This window comes from Jeotgalibacillus marinus (genome assembly GCF_040801915.1).
GTDB classification, from domain to species: Bacteria; Bacillota; Bacilli; order Bacillales; family Jeotgalibacillaceae; genus Jeotgalibacillus; species Jeotgalibacillus marinus.
In genome coordinates, this window is record NZ_JBFMIA010000011.1 from 71526 (window position 1) to 87890 (window position 16365).

Genomic DNA, 16365 nt, shown 5'->3' on the forward strand with positions numbered 1-16365 from the left:
CCCGAGTTCGCATTATGGCGAACTCGGGATTTTCTAGTTTAAAAATCGATTAGAGTCGTGCGGAAAGTCATATGATTAAAACCGACAAATTACATCTATCTTTTAATTATCGAAATATTTATTCTTTCATTTGTTTAAAAATTCAGATGCTGTGAGATACTAGTTCTATGGAGGTGACGATGATGAGAGTAAAGGGCAAATCCCTTCAAGAACTCGTGGCTGAAAATCGTATGGAAATTCAAAAAGATCCAATTAAAATGGATCGAATTGAAGACCGACTAGAGAAAAAATGGATGACGTGGCAAGATCGGAAATAACGAAAACGCATTCTGTCCAACCGGATAGAGTGCTTTTTAACGGTCTCAGTTGTTTTCGTTTTTTATTGATTCTATGATAAAATAGGAGAAAAGGATGAAAGGGCTGAGCGCGTAACATGATGATCGCAGAAAAGATCGTCGAGATCCGTTATGCAGAAACTGATCAAATGGGTGTCGTATATCACGCAAATTATCTAGTTTGGATGGAAATAGGGCGTACTTCTTTAATGGAAAAGCTTGGTTTTCGCTATGCTGAAATGGAAGAGCAGGGGATATTAGCGCCTGTCATGGACATTCAAGTTTCCTATAAAATAGCCGTACGTTACGGAGAAAAAGCGACGATACGTACATGGATTGAGCATTATGATGGACTTCGTACACATTATGCCTATGAAATCCTCAATGAGAAAGGTCAACTGGCTGCATCGGGCATTTCGAAACACGCCTGCGTAAAGAAAGACACTTTCCGGCCGATTTCAGTGCGTAAACAATTTCCTGCATGGCATGAAGCATGTGAATTACATAAGAAAGACGGCGTAAATGTAGTTCAAGGGTAATGGGGGACAGATATGGCCTTCGGAATCAAAAAAGAAGAAGTTAAACAGTGGAAACAATCGATTGATAACGGCGAGATTGCTTTTTTAACACATTATTGGCTGGATGATCGATTTAAAGCGTGTAATACGGTCACAAAAGTTGGTGCACTGAACCTTGATCAACTCGCTGAGTGGGGCGCACAGTACGAGTTGAAGAAAGAGTGGATTCACCATCGACAAGATGGTTATTCACACTTTGATTTACTGGGAGAAAGACAGCTCAAAATCTTACAGAAAGAAGGCCTAGAAGACCACATTAATCGTTTTAATTTACAAGAAAAGTGACAGCCTACGCTGCCACTTTTTTTAGGTTTTTTACTGTTCATTCTTAGAATAGTCATACGTTGGACCATCAGCCTTATCGCTATAATCTACATGTAAGTCGTGGCCATCAAAATACCAAAGGTCTCTTTCTTCTATATAAAAAATAATCCCTTCTATTTCTTGAGTGACTACAGCTTCGATTGGTTCATCCTTACTAACTCCAAGTGAAAAGCCATCTTGAATAGGACTTGATCCGCCGTAGCGAACGAAAAAGCGAACGTGGTCCCCTTTTTTCATCATCATTTCATATTGAAACCACTTTTGTGCCTCTTTTGAGATATGAATGTTCATATCGCTCTCTCCTTCCTTTAACAAACAAGCTTTATCTATTATAATTGAAAAGAACAAAATAAAGTATTAAGAGGGGTTACAAATTTGGAAAAACGATTATTTTTATGGATTGGACTATTCATTTTTGGCGGGATGTTGCTTCAAACGGTAATCCAATTGGACAAATTTTCTTATCAATTAGAAGCAGTAATTGCCATCACTATAGCATCTGTTATTTATGCAGGATTAGTGATCGTTAAAAAGAAAAGTTTCTCATTTTACGTTGGTGCAACAAGTGTTCTTGCTATAGCAGCAGTGGTCCTAATCTTTGCTGCGCCTCTTCTTTTACCAACTCATTGATTTCAAATGTAGATTTAAAATAATCTTCAACAAAGTGGCGCCTTTCTTGACTCAAGAGGGCGCCACTTTCATAAAAGTCCAGTTTGTGTAGGGACGTCTGCTTTTTTACTAAAGGTATGTAATTTAAACTTATATATGTGTTTTCAATGATGGATAGTAAATCCTTTAAGATCTATCAAAAGTACTGCATACCTTACGCCATATAGCGGATGTACTTTTTATTGTAATCATTTACTCTTCATATATAGGGGGTAATGTAATGTTAATAAAATGGATTGTTTGTGATGTGCCTGAAGATAAAAAACAACAGTTTTCTGATGCACAGGAGAAATGGAAACCGATAAATAAGATAAACGGTTTTTTAGGACAAATTGGGGGATGGGACATAGATACACCAACTAAAGCTTGTGTTATCTCTTTTTGGAAGGATCATTCCTCTTATCAGTTTTTCATGGAACATAAGCATGATGATATTTTTAAAGAAAATGAACAACAAAATACGTATGAGAATATTACTGTAGAGATTTTCGAAAAAAATTTAAATTTAAGTGACACCAACATTACGCAGATTTTAAAAAAACCAGAAATTCTGCGAATTGCACATTGTATTGTCAAGGAGGAGAAACAAAACCATTTTGAAGATATGCAAAAGGTTATATGGAACGATGGAATGTCTAAAGTTCAAGGTATGTTAGCAGGGGCGTTTTGTAAAAATAACCACACTACATATTTAGTGGTTTCTTTATGGAGAAATAGAGATTCCCATCAAAAATATGTGAGTAATACGTTTCCATTATTAGTCGAACAATCAAAAGTAAAAGATGACTTGGTTCAATTTGAAGGGACTTTAGTAGAGTTAGATAGGGATTGGTCTGTGATTTGATAATTTTTTATTTTAGTCTTCAATAATATGGCGCGATTGTTGAACAATGACCCGACATTCAGATTAAATCCCCGCACCAGTACAAATGCGGGGATTTTCGTGTTACATCCATTTTATTTTTGGTTCCGTTCCATTTCTTATTCGAGTGATGTTACTTCGGTGGCGAATAATGACGAATCCAGACATTAAACTAACGATGATTATCAGCGGTAAATCTTTCAAAATGATGCTGTAAGAAATAGCAAATAAACCAGCGATAATTGATGACAGAGACACGTATTTGGAAATATAAAGTACAATAATAAAACATAAGACGACCAATACAAACATCAGAGGTGCATAGCCTAGCAGAACACCAGCTGAAGTAGCGACTGCTTTTCCGCCTCTAAATCCAGCGAAAATTGGAAATATATGTCCAACAACCGCGATAATCCCTGCTAAAAGCACTGGAAAACTAGGGTCAAATGCAAGTGGTAATAAAGTTGCAGCAGTCCCTTTTAAAATATCCATTATTGTCACGAGCGACCCAGCTTTTACACCAAGCACACGAAATGTATTGGTGGCGCCTAAATTGCCACTGCCAAAATTACGAATATCTTTGTTGTAAAAACCTTTTCCAATCCATAACCCCGATGGAATCGAGCCAATTAGATAAGCTAAAATCACAATAAGTGCAAAAATCATTTAAAGGCTCCTTTAATCTATGTTTATATGAATATCTATGCGCTAACGCTATTTTACCATGAAAACGAACGAGACGACGTATTTTTTTGTCTTGTTCTTTTATACAGGTGAGATTGATTATTTATTTAAGTTGTAGGGTGAATTCTATGCTACACTACTGACATACATACAAAGGAGCACGATTGGATGAAAACGGTTTTCAGTTCTATTCAATGGTTGATATTTTTGGTGGCCACGTCCATTGCCGCTCCCATCGCCATTGCCGCAGTTTTTCAATTAGATATTATAGAGACTCAAGGGTTCGTTCAAAGAACCATGCTTGTCCTCGGAGTAGCAGGGATGGTTCAAGTTCTTTTTGGTCATAAATTGCCGATCAATGAAGGGCCTGCTGGGTTATGGTGGGGCGTATTCTCGATTTACGCAACGTTTGTAGGGGTACTTTACAGCACAGCCCAAGAAACTCTCCAAGTACTGCAATCTGGCCTTTTAATGAGTGGTGTGATGTTTATAGTTCTTGCGGTAACGGGGCTGATCAACAAAATCACCAAGCTGTTTACACCTGTTGTAACGTTTACGTATTTAATGCTGCTTATTTTTCAATTAAGCGGCTCATTTCTGAACGGAATGGTTGGGTTGACAAGTGAAGGTGGTAAGGTTCAACTTTCTGTTATGCTCGGTTCGTTTGTGACAATTGTCGTTATGTTCTGGTTTAGCAATCACCGTATTGCATGGGTGCAACGCTATTCAATTGTGCTCGCGATTGTTATTGGATGGGCCGTTTTTTCTGTCATGGGAAAAGCACCTTTTGATGTACCTAATGCAGATTCTCTCGTTACATTGCCAACATTTTTTGCGTTTGGACCTCCTTTATTTGACAGTGGCGTGTTTGTTACGGCAATTTTTATTACGTTTTTGTTAACCACTAACCTGGTTGCCTCCATACGCGTGATGGAATCTGCCATGTATGAGCACTTTAATGAGGAGCCAAAGGGTAGATACCGCCAAGCTGGGCTTGCAGCGGGAGTTAATACGTTATTTAGTGGAGCAGCTTCAGCGATAGGGCCTGTGCCCATTTCAGGTGCTGCTGGCTATGTTGTGTCAACTAAATCCCCTTCGAGGCGACCATTTTTCATCGGTAGTTTGATGGTAGCGGTGGTTAGTTTATTGCCGATAGTCATGAACACACTCGCTCAAATACCAGCAGCTGTCGCGTTCGCTGTTACTTTTGTCATTTTCACAAAAATGATCCGTCTTGCTTTTGTAGAATGGCAAAAAGAAAACAATAAGGAGCGAGGTCTTACGGTTGTTGGGATCGCGTGGTTAGTTGGTGTTGGGCTAATGTTTGTGCCATCAACGGCCTACAGTGACTTACCTGTTGCACTCAGCTCGATTTTATCAAATGGGTTGATCACGGGAACGGTGATTGCCGTCATTATAGAACAAACGTTAACTTACAAAGCTAAATAAATTTAAATGACGCTACGGTTATTTCAGACTTCTTTTATAGATTTTTTCTTCTTCAAGAACAGCAATAACTTTTTACAGAATGACGACAAAATGGGTTTTTTTTCGTTATATTGGGGATATAGTATTAAATTGATTGAGGCGGTGAATGGATGATTACGTTTAAAAACGTAACAAAGACCTTTGAGAATGGGACAGAAGCGATCAAAGGCATCGATTTACATATTAAAAAAGGCAAGCTTGTCGTGATTATTGGTCCAAGTGGTTGCGGGAAAACGACAACGATGAAAATGATCAATAAGCTTATCCATCCAACATCAGGAGTTATCGCTATTGATGGCAAGGACATATCAGGTCAAAAAGAGGTTGAACTGCGTCGTAGTATAGGATATGTCATCCAACGAATTGGTTTATTTCCTCATATGACAATTGAAGAAAACGTAGCACTTATCCCTAAATTAAAAGGTTTTAAGAAAGAAGCGTACAAGGAAAAGGTAGATGAATTGTTGAAACTCGTCGGTCTGGAACCGTCTCTTTATAAAAATCGTTATCCGCTTGAACTCAGCGGGGGACAACAGCAGCGAGTAGGTGTTGTACGGGCTCTAGCTGGCGAACCACCGATTATTTTAATGGATGAGCCATTCAGTGCGCTCGATCCCATTAGTCGCGAACAGCTTCAAGACGAACTTAAACTACTTCAAGAAACGATTCACAAAACAATTGTCTTTGTCACACATGATATGGATGAAGCGTTAAAAATTGCAGACGAAATTGTTGTGATGAAAGATGGTTTGATCGAACAAATCGCCACACCTCAAGAACTTGTACAAGGACCTGTTAATGAATTTGTTCGATCATTTATTGGAAAAGAACGAATCCACGCAGCCATTAACCTCCAAAACCCAGCGGAAAAAGAGATTTCAATGATTATGGAACCTGTGAAACAGCATGCAACTGGAGAGCTCCCTTCGATTGAATCAACGACTTTAATCAAAGATGTTGCACAACAGATGATTATTCAAAGCACCCATTCTATGTATGTTGTGCAAAATGGAGAACGTGTAGGCATTGTGCATAAAGATGGGTTGCTTCGTGAACTTGCTGGAATTGTTGTGGAGGGGGCATGATTCGTGGACGTTATTCAAGCGTTTTGGGAAACCGTTGTGCAACGGCAAGATCTCATCATTGAACGAACGATTGAGCATTTATACTTATCTTTTGTGGCAATATGTAGCGCCATCCTCATCTCACTTCCACTTGGCATTTTTATTTCACGCAAACAAAAAGTGGCGGAGTTATATATTGGGATTACAGCTGTTTTTCAAACGATCCCAAGTTTAGCTCTATTTGGTTTTTTGGTACCGATTGTCGGAATTGGATTTAAAACAGCACTTATTGCACTTATTATTTATGCGCTTTTGCCGATTTTACGCAATACATATACAGGCATTACGAGTGTCGATCAAGCCATTATTGAAGCGGGTAGAGGAATGGGAATGACGAGTTCTCAAATTTTATTGAAAATTGAGTTGCCACTGTCATTGCCATTTTTAATGGCGGGAATCAGAACAGCAACCGTGTTAACTGTAGGAGTGGCAACACTTGCTACCTTTGTAGGCGCGGGTGGACTTGGCGATGTAATATGGAGAGGCTTGCAGTCATACAACAATTATTTAGTGCTGGCCGGTGCAATCCCTGTTGCATTACTAGCGTTGTCATTTGATTTTATTTTAAAAATACTTGAAAAAAAGACAACACCAAAAGGATTATAAAGCTATTTACCATAAATGGGTGAGGGTATACTGACTAGTAACACCTTTAATAGAAAATAAAAGCCTATACATATGTGTATAAAAAACACTAATTAATAACGAAATGAGGTTGGATATGAAAATTTCAAAAGGTATTTTCATGGGAACGATTACGGCATCACTTTTATTGACAGCATGTAATTCAGCTAGTCGGGATGAATCAGATCCAATTATCGTTTCAGGAAAAGCATTTACAGAACAATATATTTTGCCACATATTTATCAACAATATATTGAGCATCATTCTGAATATGAAGTAGAACTAAATGAAGGATTAGGTGAAGTTGCTGTCCTCACACCTGCAATGGAAAACGGCGAGATTGATATGTATGTGGAGTACACGGGTACAGGACTCGCGGCAGTATTAAAAGAGGAAATAGAATTTGGTGAGTCAAGTGATAGTATTCTTGAACGGGTGAGAACGGGATATGAAGAAGAATACGATATGACATGGCTAGAACCTCTTGGCTTTGCGAATAATTACACGATGGCATTTGCAGAAGACACTGATTTTGAAGCAAGCACCTATTCTGGTCTAGCACAAATTTCTGATCAACTGTCATTTGGAGCACCACATGCTTTTTATGAACGACAAGGGGATGGCTATGAAGCACTAGTTGCGGCATATGGGTTTGATTTTGCGGCAACAGAAAGCTTTGATTCAAACATCTTGTATAACGCGGTACAGTCCGGTGAGGTAGATGTCATTACTGCTTTTACGACAGACGGACGAATTGAGCGATTTAATTTACAGACGACAGAAGATGATTTAGGATTCTTCCCGAATTATGATGCTGCACCAGTCATACGACAAGAAGTTCTTGACATTTACCCGAAGCTAGAGGAACTTATCAATGGTCTAGCTGGTCAAATATCAGAACAAGAAATGCAAGAAATGAATGCGAAAGTAGATATTGATGGAGAGACTTATGCGGCAGTTGCACAGGAATTTCTTGAGTCAAAAGGCTTACTAGAAGAATAATAGACAAAAATTCTTTAAAGAAGGAAGTGTAAATAGTGATACAAAATCCATCACGACATGAAATCGGTACGATTTTAAAAAAATCAAAGCGCATTGCAGTCATTGGCTTAAGTGATAATCCTACACGTACGTCATACGGCGTTTCTAAAGCGATGCAAAACGCAGGGTACGACATAATCCCTGTTAATCCAATGATCGATGAAGTACTTGGTGTAAAGGCAGTTTCGTCACTAAGCGAAATTGAGGGTAAGATCGACATCGTAAACATATTCAGACGTTCAGAATTTCTCCCTGAGATAGCGGCAGATTTCTTAGCGACAGATGTGGATGTTTTCTGGTCTCAGTTGGGTGTGATGGATGAAAGTGTGTTTGAAGAACTGACAAAGCAAGGAAGAACAGTGATCATGGACCGTTGTATAAAGGTAGAGCATGCGCTAAACCCTATTAAATAGAGAGGCAGCATTTAGCCTTTACGCAATGGAGGCTGCAATTACAGAAAGAACAAGGGTTAGATCGTTCAAACTTGCCGGTGGGTTAGTGTTTTGAGGTATTATACAGTAGAGTTTAGACAAACTCTACTTTGTAAACCACAATCATGGAACGTTTGTATAAGTAGTAAAAGGTTGATACAAATGTATCAACCTTTTTTATGACTTTAGCTCGTTTTAATAACAGACTGTTTTGATCTAAAGTAAAATAATAAAGCAGCTACTAAACATACTATTCCGCCAACCAACAAAATAATATTAAAGATTCCCCCCCAGAAGTTGAGAATTAGATGCTAAACTGCTTAACAGTAATAACAATACTCCTATGTACATATAAAAAGGAAAATTTTTTATACTTTTGTTTTAGTAAAATATACCCTATAAGAATGATTAATTACATAAAACTCATCATCATTAAAATTGGATACGTCGTTTTAAATTCCCCTGCGTAAATAAAAAAGTCAAGCTGTGAAATATCACTTGGTTGTCCCACTACACCGTTAAACATTTGTGAAAAATTCGCTGAGCATTTCCATTCACAAGGATTATCTAGTATTTCTGCCTTCATACCACGTAGCGCCTGTAGATAATACAAGAAACATAATGACTAAACATAGTTGAATCACATATCTTTTAGACATTTTCATCATCTCAAACTCAATAAAAAAGTCTCCTGTGCTAAGGAGTAATAGGTTTCGTTCTATATTTTAGCATAAATGATTGATATTGGAACTCTTGTAATTTCCTTTCATCATTGATATAGATCGTCCAACAATATCTTCCGTGAATTCAAGAAAATGAATGAGGATAGTCGAAGCTTTTATGAATATTGAGTGGCACAGCACATCTAAATGCGTATGATACTCGATTTTTACTTAGGGCCACACTAAATTTGAACTTGTCGTGATGAAGTGATAAAAAAATGAAAGCTTGGCCATCACGTACCAGGTTTTCTCTTTGTCGAACTCGAAAAAATGGGGTCAAAGAGTAGTTCATTATTTGATGATTTTTATAATAAACATAGATTTTTTAGCGATAAATGCTATGATCGTAGTAGTGGGATTTAAATGTGAACGTGACATGTATCTTTTATAAATGTTAATCAATCCATTGAAATAAGTGGTTCAGTCAGTATAGAATATGGTTTGGTTACCTGCATTTTATGGTACAATGAAAAAACGAACGAGTGTTTGTGTAGCTGGAAGGGGAATGTCCGTGTCAAAAAAAGAAACGATGGAATACAACGACGACGCCATTCAGGTGCTCGAAGGACTAGAGGCGGTAAGAAAGCGCCCTGGGATGTATATTGGATCAACCGATGCACGTGGCTTGCATCATTTAGTTTATGAGATTGTTGATAATTCTGTGGATGAAGCGCTTGGCGGCTTTGGAGATGCAATTAAAATTACTCTTCACAAAGACGGTAGCATATCCATACGGGACTTTGGTCGAGGTATGCCAACGGGTATTCACCGTTCAGGTAAGCCAACACCAGAAGTTATTTTAACCGTACTTCACGCGGGTGGAAAGTTTGGACAAGGTGGCTATAAAACAAGTGGTGGACTTCACGGAGTAGGTGCATCTGTTGTTAATGCCCTTTCAGAAGAACTTACCGTGACCATCTATCGCGATGGAGTCATTCATGAACAACGCTTCGAAAATGGTGGAAAACCTTCCACAACACTTGAGAAAAAAGGAAAAACAAAACAAACGGGAACAAATATTCATTTTAAACCTGACACAACGATTTTTAGCACTACGCATTTCAACTATGACACGCTTTGCGAACGTCTAAGAGAGAGCGCATTTTTGTTAAAAGGTTTTAAAATCGAAATTATTGACGAACGTGATGATAAGCGTGATTCCTTTCAATATGAAACTGGAATCGAAGCGTTTGTTTCGTATTTAAACGAAGGAAAAGATGTTCTTCACCAAGTTGTGTCATTTGAAGGTGCTCAAGATGGAATTGAAGTGGAGTTTGCGTTTCAATTTAATGATGCATACTCAGAAACAATCTTGTCATTTGTAAATAATGTACGGACAAAAGACGGTGGAACACATGAAACTGGTGCAAAATCAGCAATCACTCGTGTATTTAATGAATACGCAAAAAAAGTGAACTTGCTGAAAGAAAAAGATAAGAACTTAGAAGGATCGGATATTCGTGAAGGGTTTGCGAGTATTATATCGGTCCGTATTCCTGAAGGTATCTTGCAATTTGAAGGTCAAACAAAAGGCAAACTTGGGACAGGAGAAGCACGATCAGCCGTTGATGGAGTAGTCGCAAGTCAGTTGTTTTACTTCTTAGAAGAAAACCCTGAAACGAGCACACTTCTCATAAAAAAAGCGATTCGTGCTCAACAAGCAAGAGAAGCGGCTCGTCGGGCAAGAGAAGATGCACGTAATGGCAAAAAGCGTAAAAAGAGCGATACGATTTTATCGGGTAAGCTAACGCCAGCTCAATCAAAAAATGCTGCGCGAAATGAATTGTATTTAGTGGAGGGGGACTCTGCTGGAGGGTCTGCAAAGCAAGGACGCGATCGTAAGTTCCAAGCAATCCTGCCACTCCGAGGAAAAGTCATCAATACAGAAAAAGCTAAGCTAGCAGATATTTTTAAAAATGAAGAAATCAATACGATTATTCACGCGATTGGTGCAGGGGTTGGTGCTGACTTTGAAGTGGATGATATTCAATACGACAAAATCGTTATCATGACCGATGCGGATACAGATGGCGCGCATATTCAAGTCTTACTTCTAACGTTCTTATACCGTTACATGAAGCCGATGATTGAAGCGGGCCGAGTGTATATTGCCCTACCGCCTCTATATAAAGTAAGCAAAGGCACAGGCAAAAAAGAAGTGATTGAATATGCTTGGACAGATGATGAGCTTGAAACCGTCATAAAAAAAGTAGGAAAAGGATATATCTTACAACGCTACAAAGGTCTTGGTGAAATGAATCCATCTCAGCTTTGGGAAACGACGATGGACCCTGAAACGAGAACGCTGATTCGCGTACGTATTGATGATGGCGCACGAGCAGAACGCCGTGTGACCACGCTAATGGGCGATAAAGTTGAGCCACGGAGAAAATGGATAGAGTCGAATGTGGCATTTGGCTTAGAGGACAACGTCAATATTTTAGACAACGATCAGATTATGGCTTCAGAGGAGGGCTAATATGACTTCAACCGAACGTTTTCAAGACCTCCCGCTTGAGGAAGTGCTAGGAGATCGATTTGGACGATATAGTAAATACATTATCCAAGAACGTGCACTACCTGATGCGCGTGACGGACTAAAACCAGTACAGCGCAGAATTCTTTATGCGATGCATTCTGAAGGCAATACGCAGGAAAAAGGATTTAGAAAGTCTGCTAAAACAGTCGGTAACGTCATTGGTAACTACCATCCACATGGTGATTCATCCGTTTATGACGCGATGGTACGCATGAGTCAAAGTTGGAAAGTGCGCTACATGCCTGTTGAAATGCACGGCAACAATGGTAGTGTCGATGGTGACCCTGCTGCTGCGATGCGTTACACAGAAGCGCGACTTTCAGCCATTTCAGGTGAACTACTTCGCGATATTGAGAAAGATACCGTTGAGCACATTTCTAATTTTGATGATACGTCTGAAGAGCCAACAGTTCTACCAGCACGTTATCCGAACTTACTTGTCAACGGTTCAACTGGAATTTCTGCTGGATATGCAACGGAAATTCCTCCTCACCACCTTGGAGAAGTGATTGACGCGACGGTTATGCGTATGGATAACCCTACATGCACAGTTGACGAACTCATGACTGTAATAAAAGGTCCTGATTTTCCTACGGGTGGTACGATTCAAGGAGTAGATGGCATTCGTAACGCTTACAAACAAGGAAAAGGCAAGATCGTCATTCGTAGTAAGGTGGCGATTGAGGACCTTCGTGGTGGACGCCAGCAACTTGTTATCACGGAAATTCCATATGAAGTAAATAAAGCCAACCTCGTAAGGAGAATGGATGAAGCAAGAGCAGATCGTAAAGTAGAAGGTATATCAGAGGTGCGTGACGAAACCGATCGCACAGGTCTTCGTGTGGTTGTGGAGTTGAAAAAAGAGGCAGATGCAACGGGCATACTGAACTTTTTGTATAAAAACACTGATTTACAGGTACATTATAATTTCAACATGGTTGCGATTCATAACAAGCGTCCTGTATTGATGGGACTTGCTGAACTTCTTGACGCATATATCGAGCATCAAAAAGAAGTTGTCACACGACGGACAAACTATGATTTAAAGCGGGCAAAAGATCGTGAACACATCGTTGACGGATTGATGAAAGCACTATCCGTTTTAGATGAAGTGATTGCAACGATCCGTGAATCGAAAGATAAAAAAGATGCAAAAAACAACATACAATCACGTTTTGGCTTTACAGAGCCACAATCAGAAGCGATTGTGTCGTTACAACTTTACCGTTTAACGAACACAGATATTACAGCACTTCAAAAAGAAGCGGATGAATTAGCACGCCAAATTACCGAGCTTGAAGCAATCCTTGCAAGCGAGAAAAAACTTGTAGCAGTTATTAAAAAAGAGCTTCGCAGTGTGAGAAAGCAATACATTGATGAACGCAGATCCATTATTGAAGATAAAATCGAAGAAATTAAAATCAACATGGAAGTGCTCGTTGCTAGTGAAGATGTGATCGTGACTGTCACAAAAGATGGTTACGTGAAACGTACGTCTCAACGCTCATACGGAGCATCGAATGGTCAAGATTTTGCCATGAAAGAGTCGGACCGTCTTCTTGCTAAGCTCGATGTGAATACAACAGAGGTACTTCTTTTGTTTACAAACAAAGGAAACTACATTTACATGCCGATTCATCAGCTGCCAGACATTCGGTGGAAAGATCTCGGACAACACATCGCGAGTATCGTTTCGCTTGATAAAGATGAACAACTCATCAAAGCGATGCACGTGAAAGATTTTACTGACCACCAGTATCTTGTGTTCATAACAAAAAACGGAATGGTCAAAAAATCCGAATTTAATTTATATAAAGCTCAACGCTTTTCACGTGCACTGGTCGCAGTCAATGTGAAAAAAGAAGATGAATTGATTGATGTATTTTGGACTGATGGATCACAAGAACTTTTACTAGCGACTTCATACGGTTATGGTTTACGATTTAACGAAGAAGACGTAAGTATTGTTGGTCAACGTGCTGCTGGTGTAAAAGGAATCAATTTAAAAGAAGGTGACCATGTTGTCAGTGGTCTTGTTGTCAAACCAGCTGATCAGCTCTTGATGGTAACGCATCGAGGGGCAGTCAAAAAAATGCCTGTGAGCGAGTTCGATTTAAGTACCCGAGCAAAACGAGGGCTCATTATGCTACGTGAGTTAAAGAAAAATCCACATCGAGTGGTTAAAGTGTTGGCTATTTCAACGGATCATCACCGATTTATTTTGCAGAGCGAAAAAGGAAATAGGACAGCGATTCTCGCATCAAGCTATCGAGTGAATGACCGCTACTCAAATGGGTCTTTTGCCGCTGACGAAACAGAAACTGGAACGATTACTCATGTGTGGAGAGAAACTGAATAAATAGAGACATAATTTATCATGTCATATAAATGGCGTATGGAAAAAGGACTAGTATTTCTCCATTTTTCATTTTAGTGCTATATTTGTCTTAGGAGGGTTTCAAGTGGATTTTGGACTTTTATCATTTGTAAGTGGGTTGGATAAAGTTGCCACAACATTAAATGGCTTTCTGTGGGATTACATATTGATCATCGTGCTTTTAGGCTGTGGACTGTATTTTACGTTTCGGAGTGGATTCTTACAATTTCGATCAATTGGTGACATGTTTAAGCTACTTGGCGATAAGTCGACGATTTCGTCAAAAGATAAAAGAGGAATTTCATCCTTCAAAGCTTTCACGATTTCAGCAGCTTCACGTATTGGAACAGGGAACTTAGCAGGGGTTGCAACGGCGGTTTCGCTCGGTGGACCAGGTGCTGTTTTTTGGATGTGGATGATTGCTCTAGTTGGTTCGGCATCAGCATTTGTTGAGTCAACACTTGCACAAGTATATAAAGTCAAAGATAAAAATGGGTTCCGTGGTGGACCTGCTTATTACATGGAAAAAGGCTTGAATGCTCGTTGGCTAGGAATCCTTTTTGCAATCATTATCTCGGTTACGTTTGGACTTGTTTTCAACTCCGTTCAATCAAATACGATTTCACTTGCTCTTGAAGGCTCATTTGGTTGGGACCGGTCCATTGTCGGACTCGTTCTTGTTGTGTTAACAGGACTTGTTATTTTTGGTGGTACGCATCGAGTTGCTGCTGTCACTGGTATCATTGTGCCGGTTATGGCTATTTTGTATATTTTACTTGCACTATTTGTTTTAGTGACGAATATAGATTTAATTATTCCTATGATCCAAGTGATCTTCAGTAATGCCTTTGGCTTAACAGAAGTTGTATCAGGTGGTATTGGTGCTGCAATTATGCATGGTATCAAACGTGGACTTTTCTCGAATGAAGCTGGTATGGGTAGTGCACCAAACGCTGCAGCAGCAGCGGACGTTTCGCACCCTGCTAAACAAGGGTTGATTCAAACGCTAGGTGTATTCGTTGATACATTGATTATTTGTACAGCAACTGCACTTATCATCATCATGTCAGGTGAATACTTAAACGGAAGCGATGGAATTCAGCTTACACAAGATGCCTTAGCATTCCATGTGGGTGACTGGGCAGGAACATTTGTCAGCGTCGCGATCTTCCTATTTGCTTTTAGCTCGATTGTAGGTAACTACTACTACGGTCAGACGAATATCGAATTTATTAAAAACAGCCCAGTAGGCCTAAACATTTACCGTCTAATTGTAATGGGTATGGTATACTTTGGAGCGGTTCAAAGTTTCGGGCTTGTGTGGAACCTTGCCGATGTATCAATGGCTATAATGGCACTGTTTAACTTAATCGCGATTAGCTTATTATCGCCAATCGCATTTAAAGTACTACAAGATTATCAACGTCAAAAAAGTCAAGGCCTTGATCCAGTCTTTTATAAAAACAGCGTTCCAGGGCTTAAAAATACGGAGTGTTGGGATGACGCTCCGAAAGAAAAATAAGAGAACAAAAAAACCGCGGCTTGGGACTCTAAGCCGCGGTTTTTTCTGTTGAAGTTAGCTTCTGTAACCAAGTCAAGCTAAAAAGAAATATAATGGCTTCTTTTAAATATTTGAAAGAAGATAACAGATTGAACACGTGGGAATGGGTGCTAATTTTGCTCCATCCACTTGATCCATTTCATCAACTTAAAAAGACTGCATGAGTTCTTCTAAGAATGGTGACATGCCAGGGTTTGGTGGGATATGTTCAAGTGTGACGTCAAATCGTGGATCAGTGACATCAAAAAATGACTTGGCGATTGAGACATAGCCTGCTTGGTTAGGGTGAACATCGGTAGAATTCGGTAAAAAATCAATTCCGTTTTCATCAAAACCCCAAGCAACATCGATAAACGTTACATCACGTGCAGCTGCTTCATTCTCGATGATCGTATTAACCGTTTCTAGCATTTTTCTCACACCTTGTTGTTGTGTTTCAAGCACATGTGGGTAAGGGAAGTAGTAGCCAATCGCGTAAATAGTGGCTGTTGGGTTAATTGCTTTTATTTCATCTAAAAGCTTTCCGTATTGAATGCGCATTTGATTAAGAGCGAAATTTGCTGTTAGTTGGTTGTAGATAATGGTTTGACCTAAAGCATCTTGTTGGACAAGACCAAGTACGTTATTTGCGCCAGCAGACAAGGTAATCATCGTTGCTTGCTCGAGACCTTGACGAACTTCATCGTTTTCTAAAAGCTCTAAAATATGCGCAGTTGTAAAGCCAGGTACAGCAAAATCTTTTGAAAAGCCAGCGAGTAAACCGTTTTGAGCAAGTACATTTGCGATGATGTCGCTGTATCCCGCATCAAGTGATCCATTGGGGGTCGTACCTGCTGCAACTGAATCACCAAGAGCTACATACACTTCAGGTGAAGCGAATGCTGCTTCTGCTTTTAAGTTTGACAATGGAAAAGCGAATAGAATTAAAGCAATACCCGCAATGACAACTTTTTTATACACGTTCATTGTTCAATATTCAACTCCAATTCTGTTTGAAATTTATGT

General features: G+C 39.4%; 17 protein-coding genes. 13 read left to right on the forward strand and 4 right to left on the reverse strand.

Translation table 11 applies throughout. The features are described 5' to 3' along the window. Positions 1-179 precede the first annotated feature (179 nt). From AB1471_RS12135 to AB1471_RS12145, 3 genes are all read left to right on the forward strand, one after another. Entirely contained in the window at positions 180-317 is a 138-nt protein-coding gene (locus AB1471_RS12135; protein WP_367780030.1) for an FbpB family small basic protein, read from the forward strand. A gap of 116 nt (positions 318-433) precedes the next feature. Then, positions 434-874, forward strand: a complete 441-nt coding sequence (locus AB1471_RS12140) for an acyl-CoA thioesterase (RefSeq protein WP_367780031.1) — start codon at positions 434-436, stop codon at positions 872-874. Between the two features lie 12 nt (positions 875-886). Beyond that, entirely contained in the window at positions 887-1198 is a 312-nt protein-coding gene (locus tag AB1471_RS12145; protein ID WP_367780032.1) for a hypothetical protein, read from the forward strand. 30 nt (positions 1199-1228) lie between these two features. On the opposite strand, the gene AB1471_RS12150 is transcribed toward AB1471_RS12145, so the two are convergent. Then, positions 1229-1528: a HesB/YadR/YfhF family protein gene (locus AB1471_RS12150; protein WP_367780033.1), complete on the reverse strand. Its 300-nt coding sequence runs from the start codon at positions 1526-1528 to the stop codon at positions 1229-1231. An 84-nt stretch (positions 1529-1612) separates the two neighbouring features. On the opposite strand from AB1471_RS12150, the gene AB1471_RS12155 reads away from it, so the two are divergent. Next, a complete protein-coding gene (locus AB1471_RS12155) occupies positions 1613-1867 on the forward strand; it encodes a hypothetical protein (RefSeq protein WP_367780034.1) in 255 nt (84 codons plus the stop codon). Positions 1868-2126: 259 nt separating this feature from the next. Then, positions 2127-2750 (forward strand): YdbC family protein, encoded by a 624-nt coding sequence (locus AB1471_RS12160; protein WP_367780035.1) that lies wholly within the window; start codon positions 2127-2129, stop codon positions 2748-2750. 102 nt (positions 2751-2852) lie between these two features. On the opposite strand, the gene plsY is transcribed toward AB1471_RS12160, so the two are convergent. After that, positions 2853-3434, reverse strand: a complete 582-nt coding sequence (plsY, locus tag AB1471_RS12165; protein ID WP_367780036.1) for a glycerol-3-phosphate 1-O-acyltransferase PlsY — start codon at positions 3432-3434, stop codon at positions 2853-2855. A 186-nt stretch (positions 3435-3620) separates the two neighbouring features. Here plsY and AB1471_RS12170 point away from each other — a divergent pair, with 186 nt between their 5' ends. The 5 genes from AB1471_RS12170 (at position 3621) to AB1471_RS12190 (ending at position 8143) form a co-directional block, all read left to right on the forward strand. After that, complete coding sequence (locus AB1471_RS12170) at positions 3621-4901, forward strand: purine/pyrimidine permease (protein ID WP_367780037.1); 1281 nt, start codon at positions 3621-3623, stop codon at positions 4899-4901. A 149-nt stretch (positions 4902-5050) separates the two neighbouring features. Continuing rightward, on the forward strand, positions 5051-6025 hold the full coding sequence (locus tag AB1471_RS12175; RefSeq protein WP_367780038.1) for an ABC transporter ATP-binding protein: 975 nt from the start codon (positions 5051-5053) through the stop codon (positions 6023-6025). A 12-nt stretch (positions 6026-6037) separates the two neighbouring features. After that, complete coding sequence (locus AB1471_RS12180; RefSeq protein ID WP_367780055.1) at positions 6038-6670, forward strand: ABC transporter permease; 633 nt, start codon at positions 6038-6040, stop codon at positions 6668-6670. Between the two features lie 121 nt (positions 6671-6791). Next, a complete protein-coding gene (locus tag AB1471_RS12185) occupies positions 6792-7691 on the forward strand; it encodes an ABC transporter substrate-binding protein (protein ID WP_496350333.1) in 900 nt (299 codons plus the stop codon). Positions 7692-7723: 32 nt separating this feature from the next. Beyond that, complete coding sequence (locus AB1471_RS12190; protein WP_367780056.1) at positions 7724-8143, forward strand: CoA-binding protein; 420 nt, start codon at positions 7724-7726, stop codon at positions 8141-8143. Positions 8144-8573: 430 nt separating this feature from the next. Here AB1471_RS12190 and AB1471_RS12195 read toward each other — a convergent pair whose 3' ends face one another. Beyond that, the gene (locus AB1471_RS12195; protein WP_496350332.1) at positions 8574-8747 is read right to left on the reverse strand and encodes a DUF4306 domain-containing protein; all 174 of its coding nucleotides are present in this window, start codon (positions 8745-8747) and stop codon (positions 8574-8576) included. 665 nt (positions 8748-9412) lie between these two features. Here AB1471_RS12195 and parE point away from each other — a divergent pair. From parE to AB1471_RS12210, 3 genes are all read left to right on the forward strand, one after another. Next, positions 9413-11362 (forward strand): DNA topoisomerase IV subunit B, encoded by a 1950-nt coding sequence (gene parE, locus AB1471_RS12200; RefSeq protein ID WP_367780057.1) that lies wholly within the window; start codon positions 9413-9415, stop codon positions 11360-11362. A 1-nt stretch (position 11363) separates the two neighbouring features. Then, positions 11364-13781 (forward strand): DNA topoisomerase IV subunit A, encoded by a 2418-nt coding sequence (gene parC / locus AB1471_RS12205; RefSeq protein ID WP_367780041.1) that lies wholly within the window; start codon positions 11364-11366, stop codon positions 13779-13781. Between the two features lie 103 nt (positions 13782-13884). Next, a complete protein-coding gene (locus tag AB1471_RS12210) occupies positions 13885-15321 on the forward strand; it encodes an alanine/glycine:cation symporter family protein (protein WP_367780042.1) in 1437 nt (478 codons plus the stop codon). Positions 15322-15507: 186 nt separating this feature from the next. On the opposite strand, the gene AB1471_RS12215 is transcribed toward AB1471_RS12210, so the two are convergent. Beyond that, positions 15508-16326 (reverse strand): SGNH/GDSL hydrolase family protein, encoded by an 819-nt coding sequence (locus AB1471_RS12215; RefSeq protein ID WP_367780043.1) that lies wholly within the window; start codon positions 16324-16326, stop codon positions 15508-15510. Positions 16327-16365 lie beyond the last annotated feature (39 nt).

Excerpts from the sequence above, each read along its gene's own strand:
- AB1471_RS12135 (WP_367780030.1), top strand. The coding sequence starts at position 180 with ATGATGAGAGTAAAGGGCAAATCCCTTCAAGAACTCGTGGCTGAAAAT.
- AB1471_RS12140 (WP_367780031.1), top strand. The coding sequence starts at position 434 with ATGATGATCGCAGAAAAGATCGTCGAGATCCGTTATGCAGAAACTGAT.
- AB1471_RS12145 (WP_367780032.1), top strand. The coding sequence starts at position 887 with ATGGCCTTCGGAATCAAAAAAGAAGAAGTTAAACAGTGGAAACAATCG.
- AB1471_RS12150 (WP_367780033.1), bottom strand. The coding sequence starts at position 1,528 with ATGAACATTCATATCTCAAAAGAGGCACAAAAGTGGTTTCAATATGAA.
- AB1471_RS12160 (WP_367780035.1), top strand. The coding sequence starts at position 2,127 with ATGTTAATAAAATGGATTGTTTGTGATGTGCCTGAAGATAAAAAACAA.
- plsY (WP_367780036.1), bottom strand. The coding sequence starts at position 3,434 with ATGATTTTTGCACTTATTGTGATTTTAGCTTATCTAATTGGCTCGATT.
- AB1471_RS12170 (WP_367780037.1), top strand. The coding sequence starts at position 3,621 with ATGAAAACGGTTTTCAGTTCTATTCAATGGTTGATATTTTTGGTGGCC.
- AB1471_RS12175 (WP_367780038.1), top strand. The coding sequence starts at position 5,051 with ATGATTACGTTTAAAAACGTAACAAAGACCTTTGAGAATGGGACAGAA.
- AB1471_RS12195 (WP_496350332.1), bottom strand. The coding sequence starts at position 8,747 with ATGAAGGCAGAAATACTAGATAATCCTTGTGAATGGAAATGCTCAGCG.
- parE (WP_367780057.1), top strand. The coding sequence starts at position 9,413 with ATGGAATACAACGACGACGCCATTCAGGTGCTCGAAGGACTAGAGGCG.
- parC (WP_367780041.1), top strand. The coding sequence starts at position 11,364 with ATGACTTCAACCGAACGTTTTCAAGACCTCCCGCTTGAGGAAGTGCTA.
- AB1471_RS12215 (WP_367780043.1), bottom strand. The coding sequence starts at position 16,326 with ATGAACGTGTATAAAAAAGTTGTCATTGCGGGTATTGCTTTAATTCTA.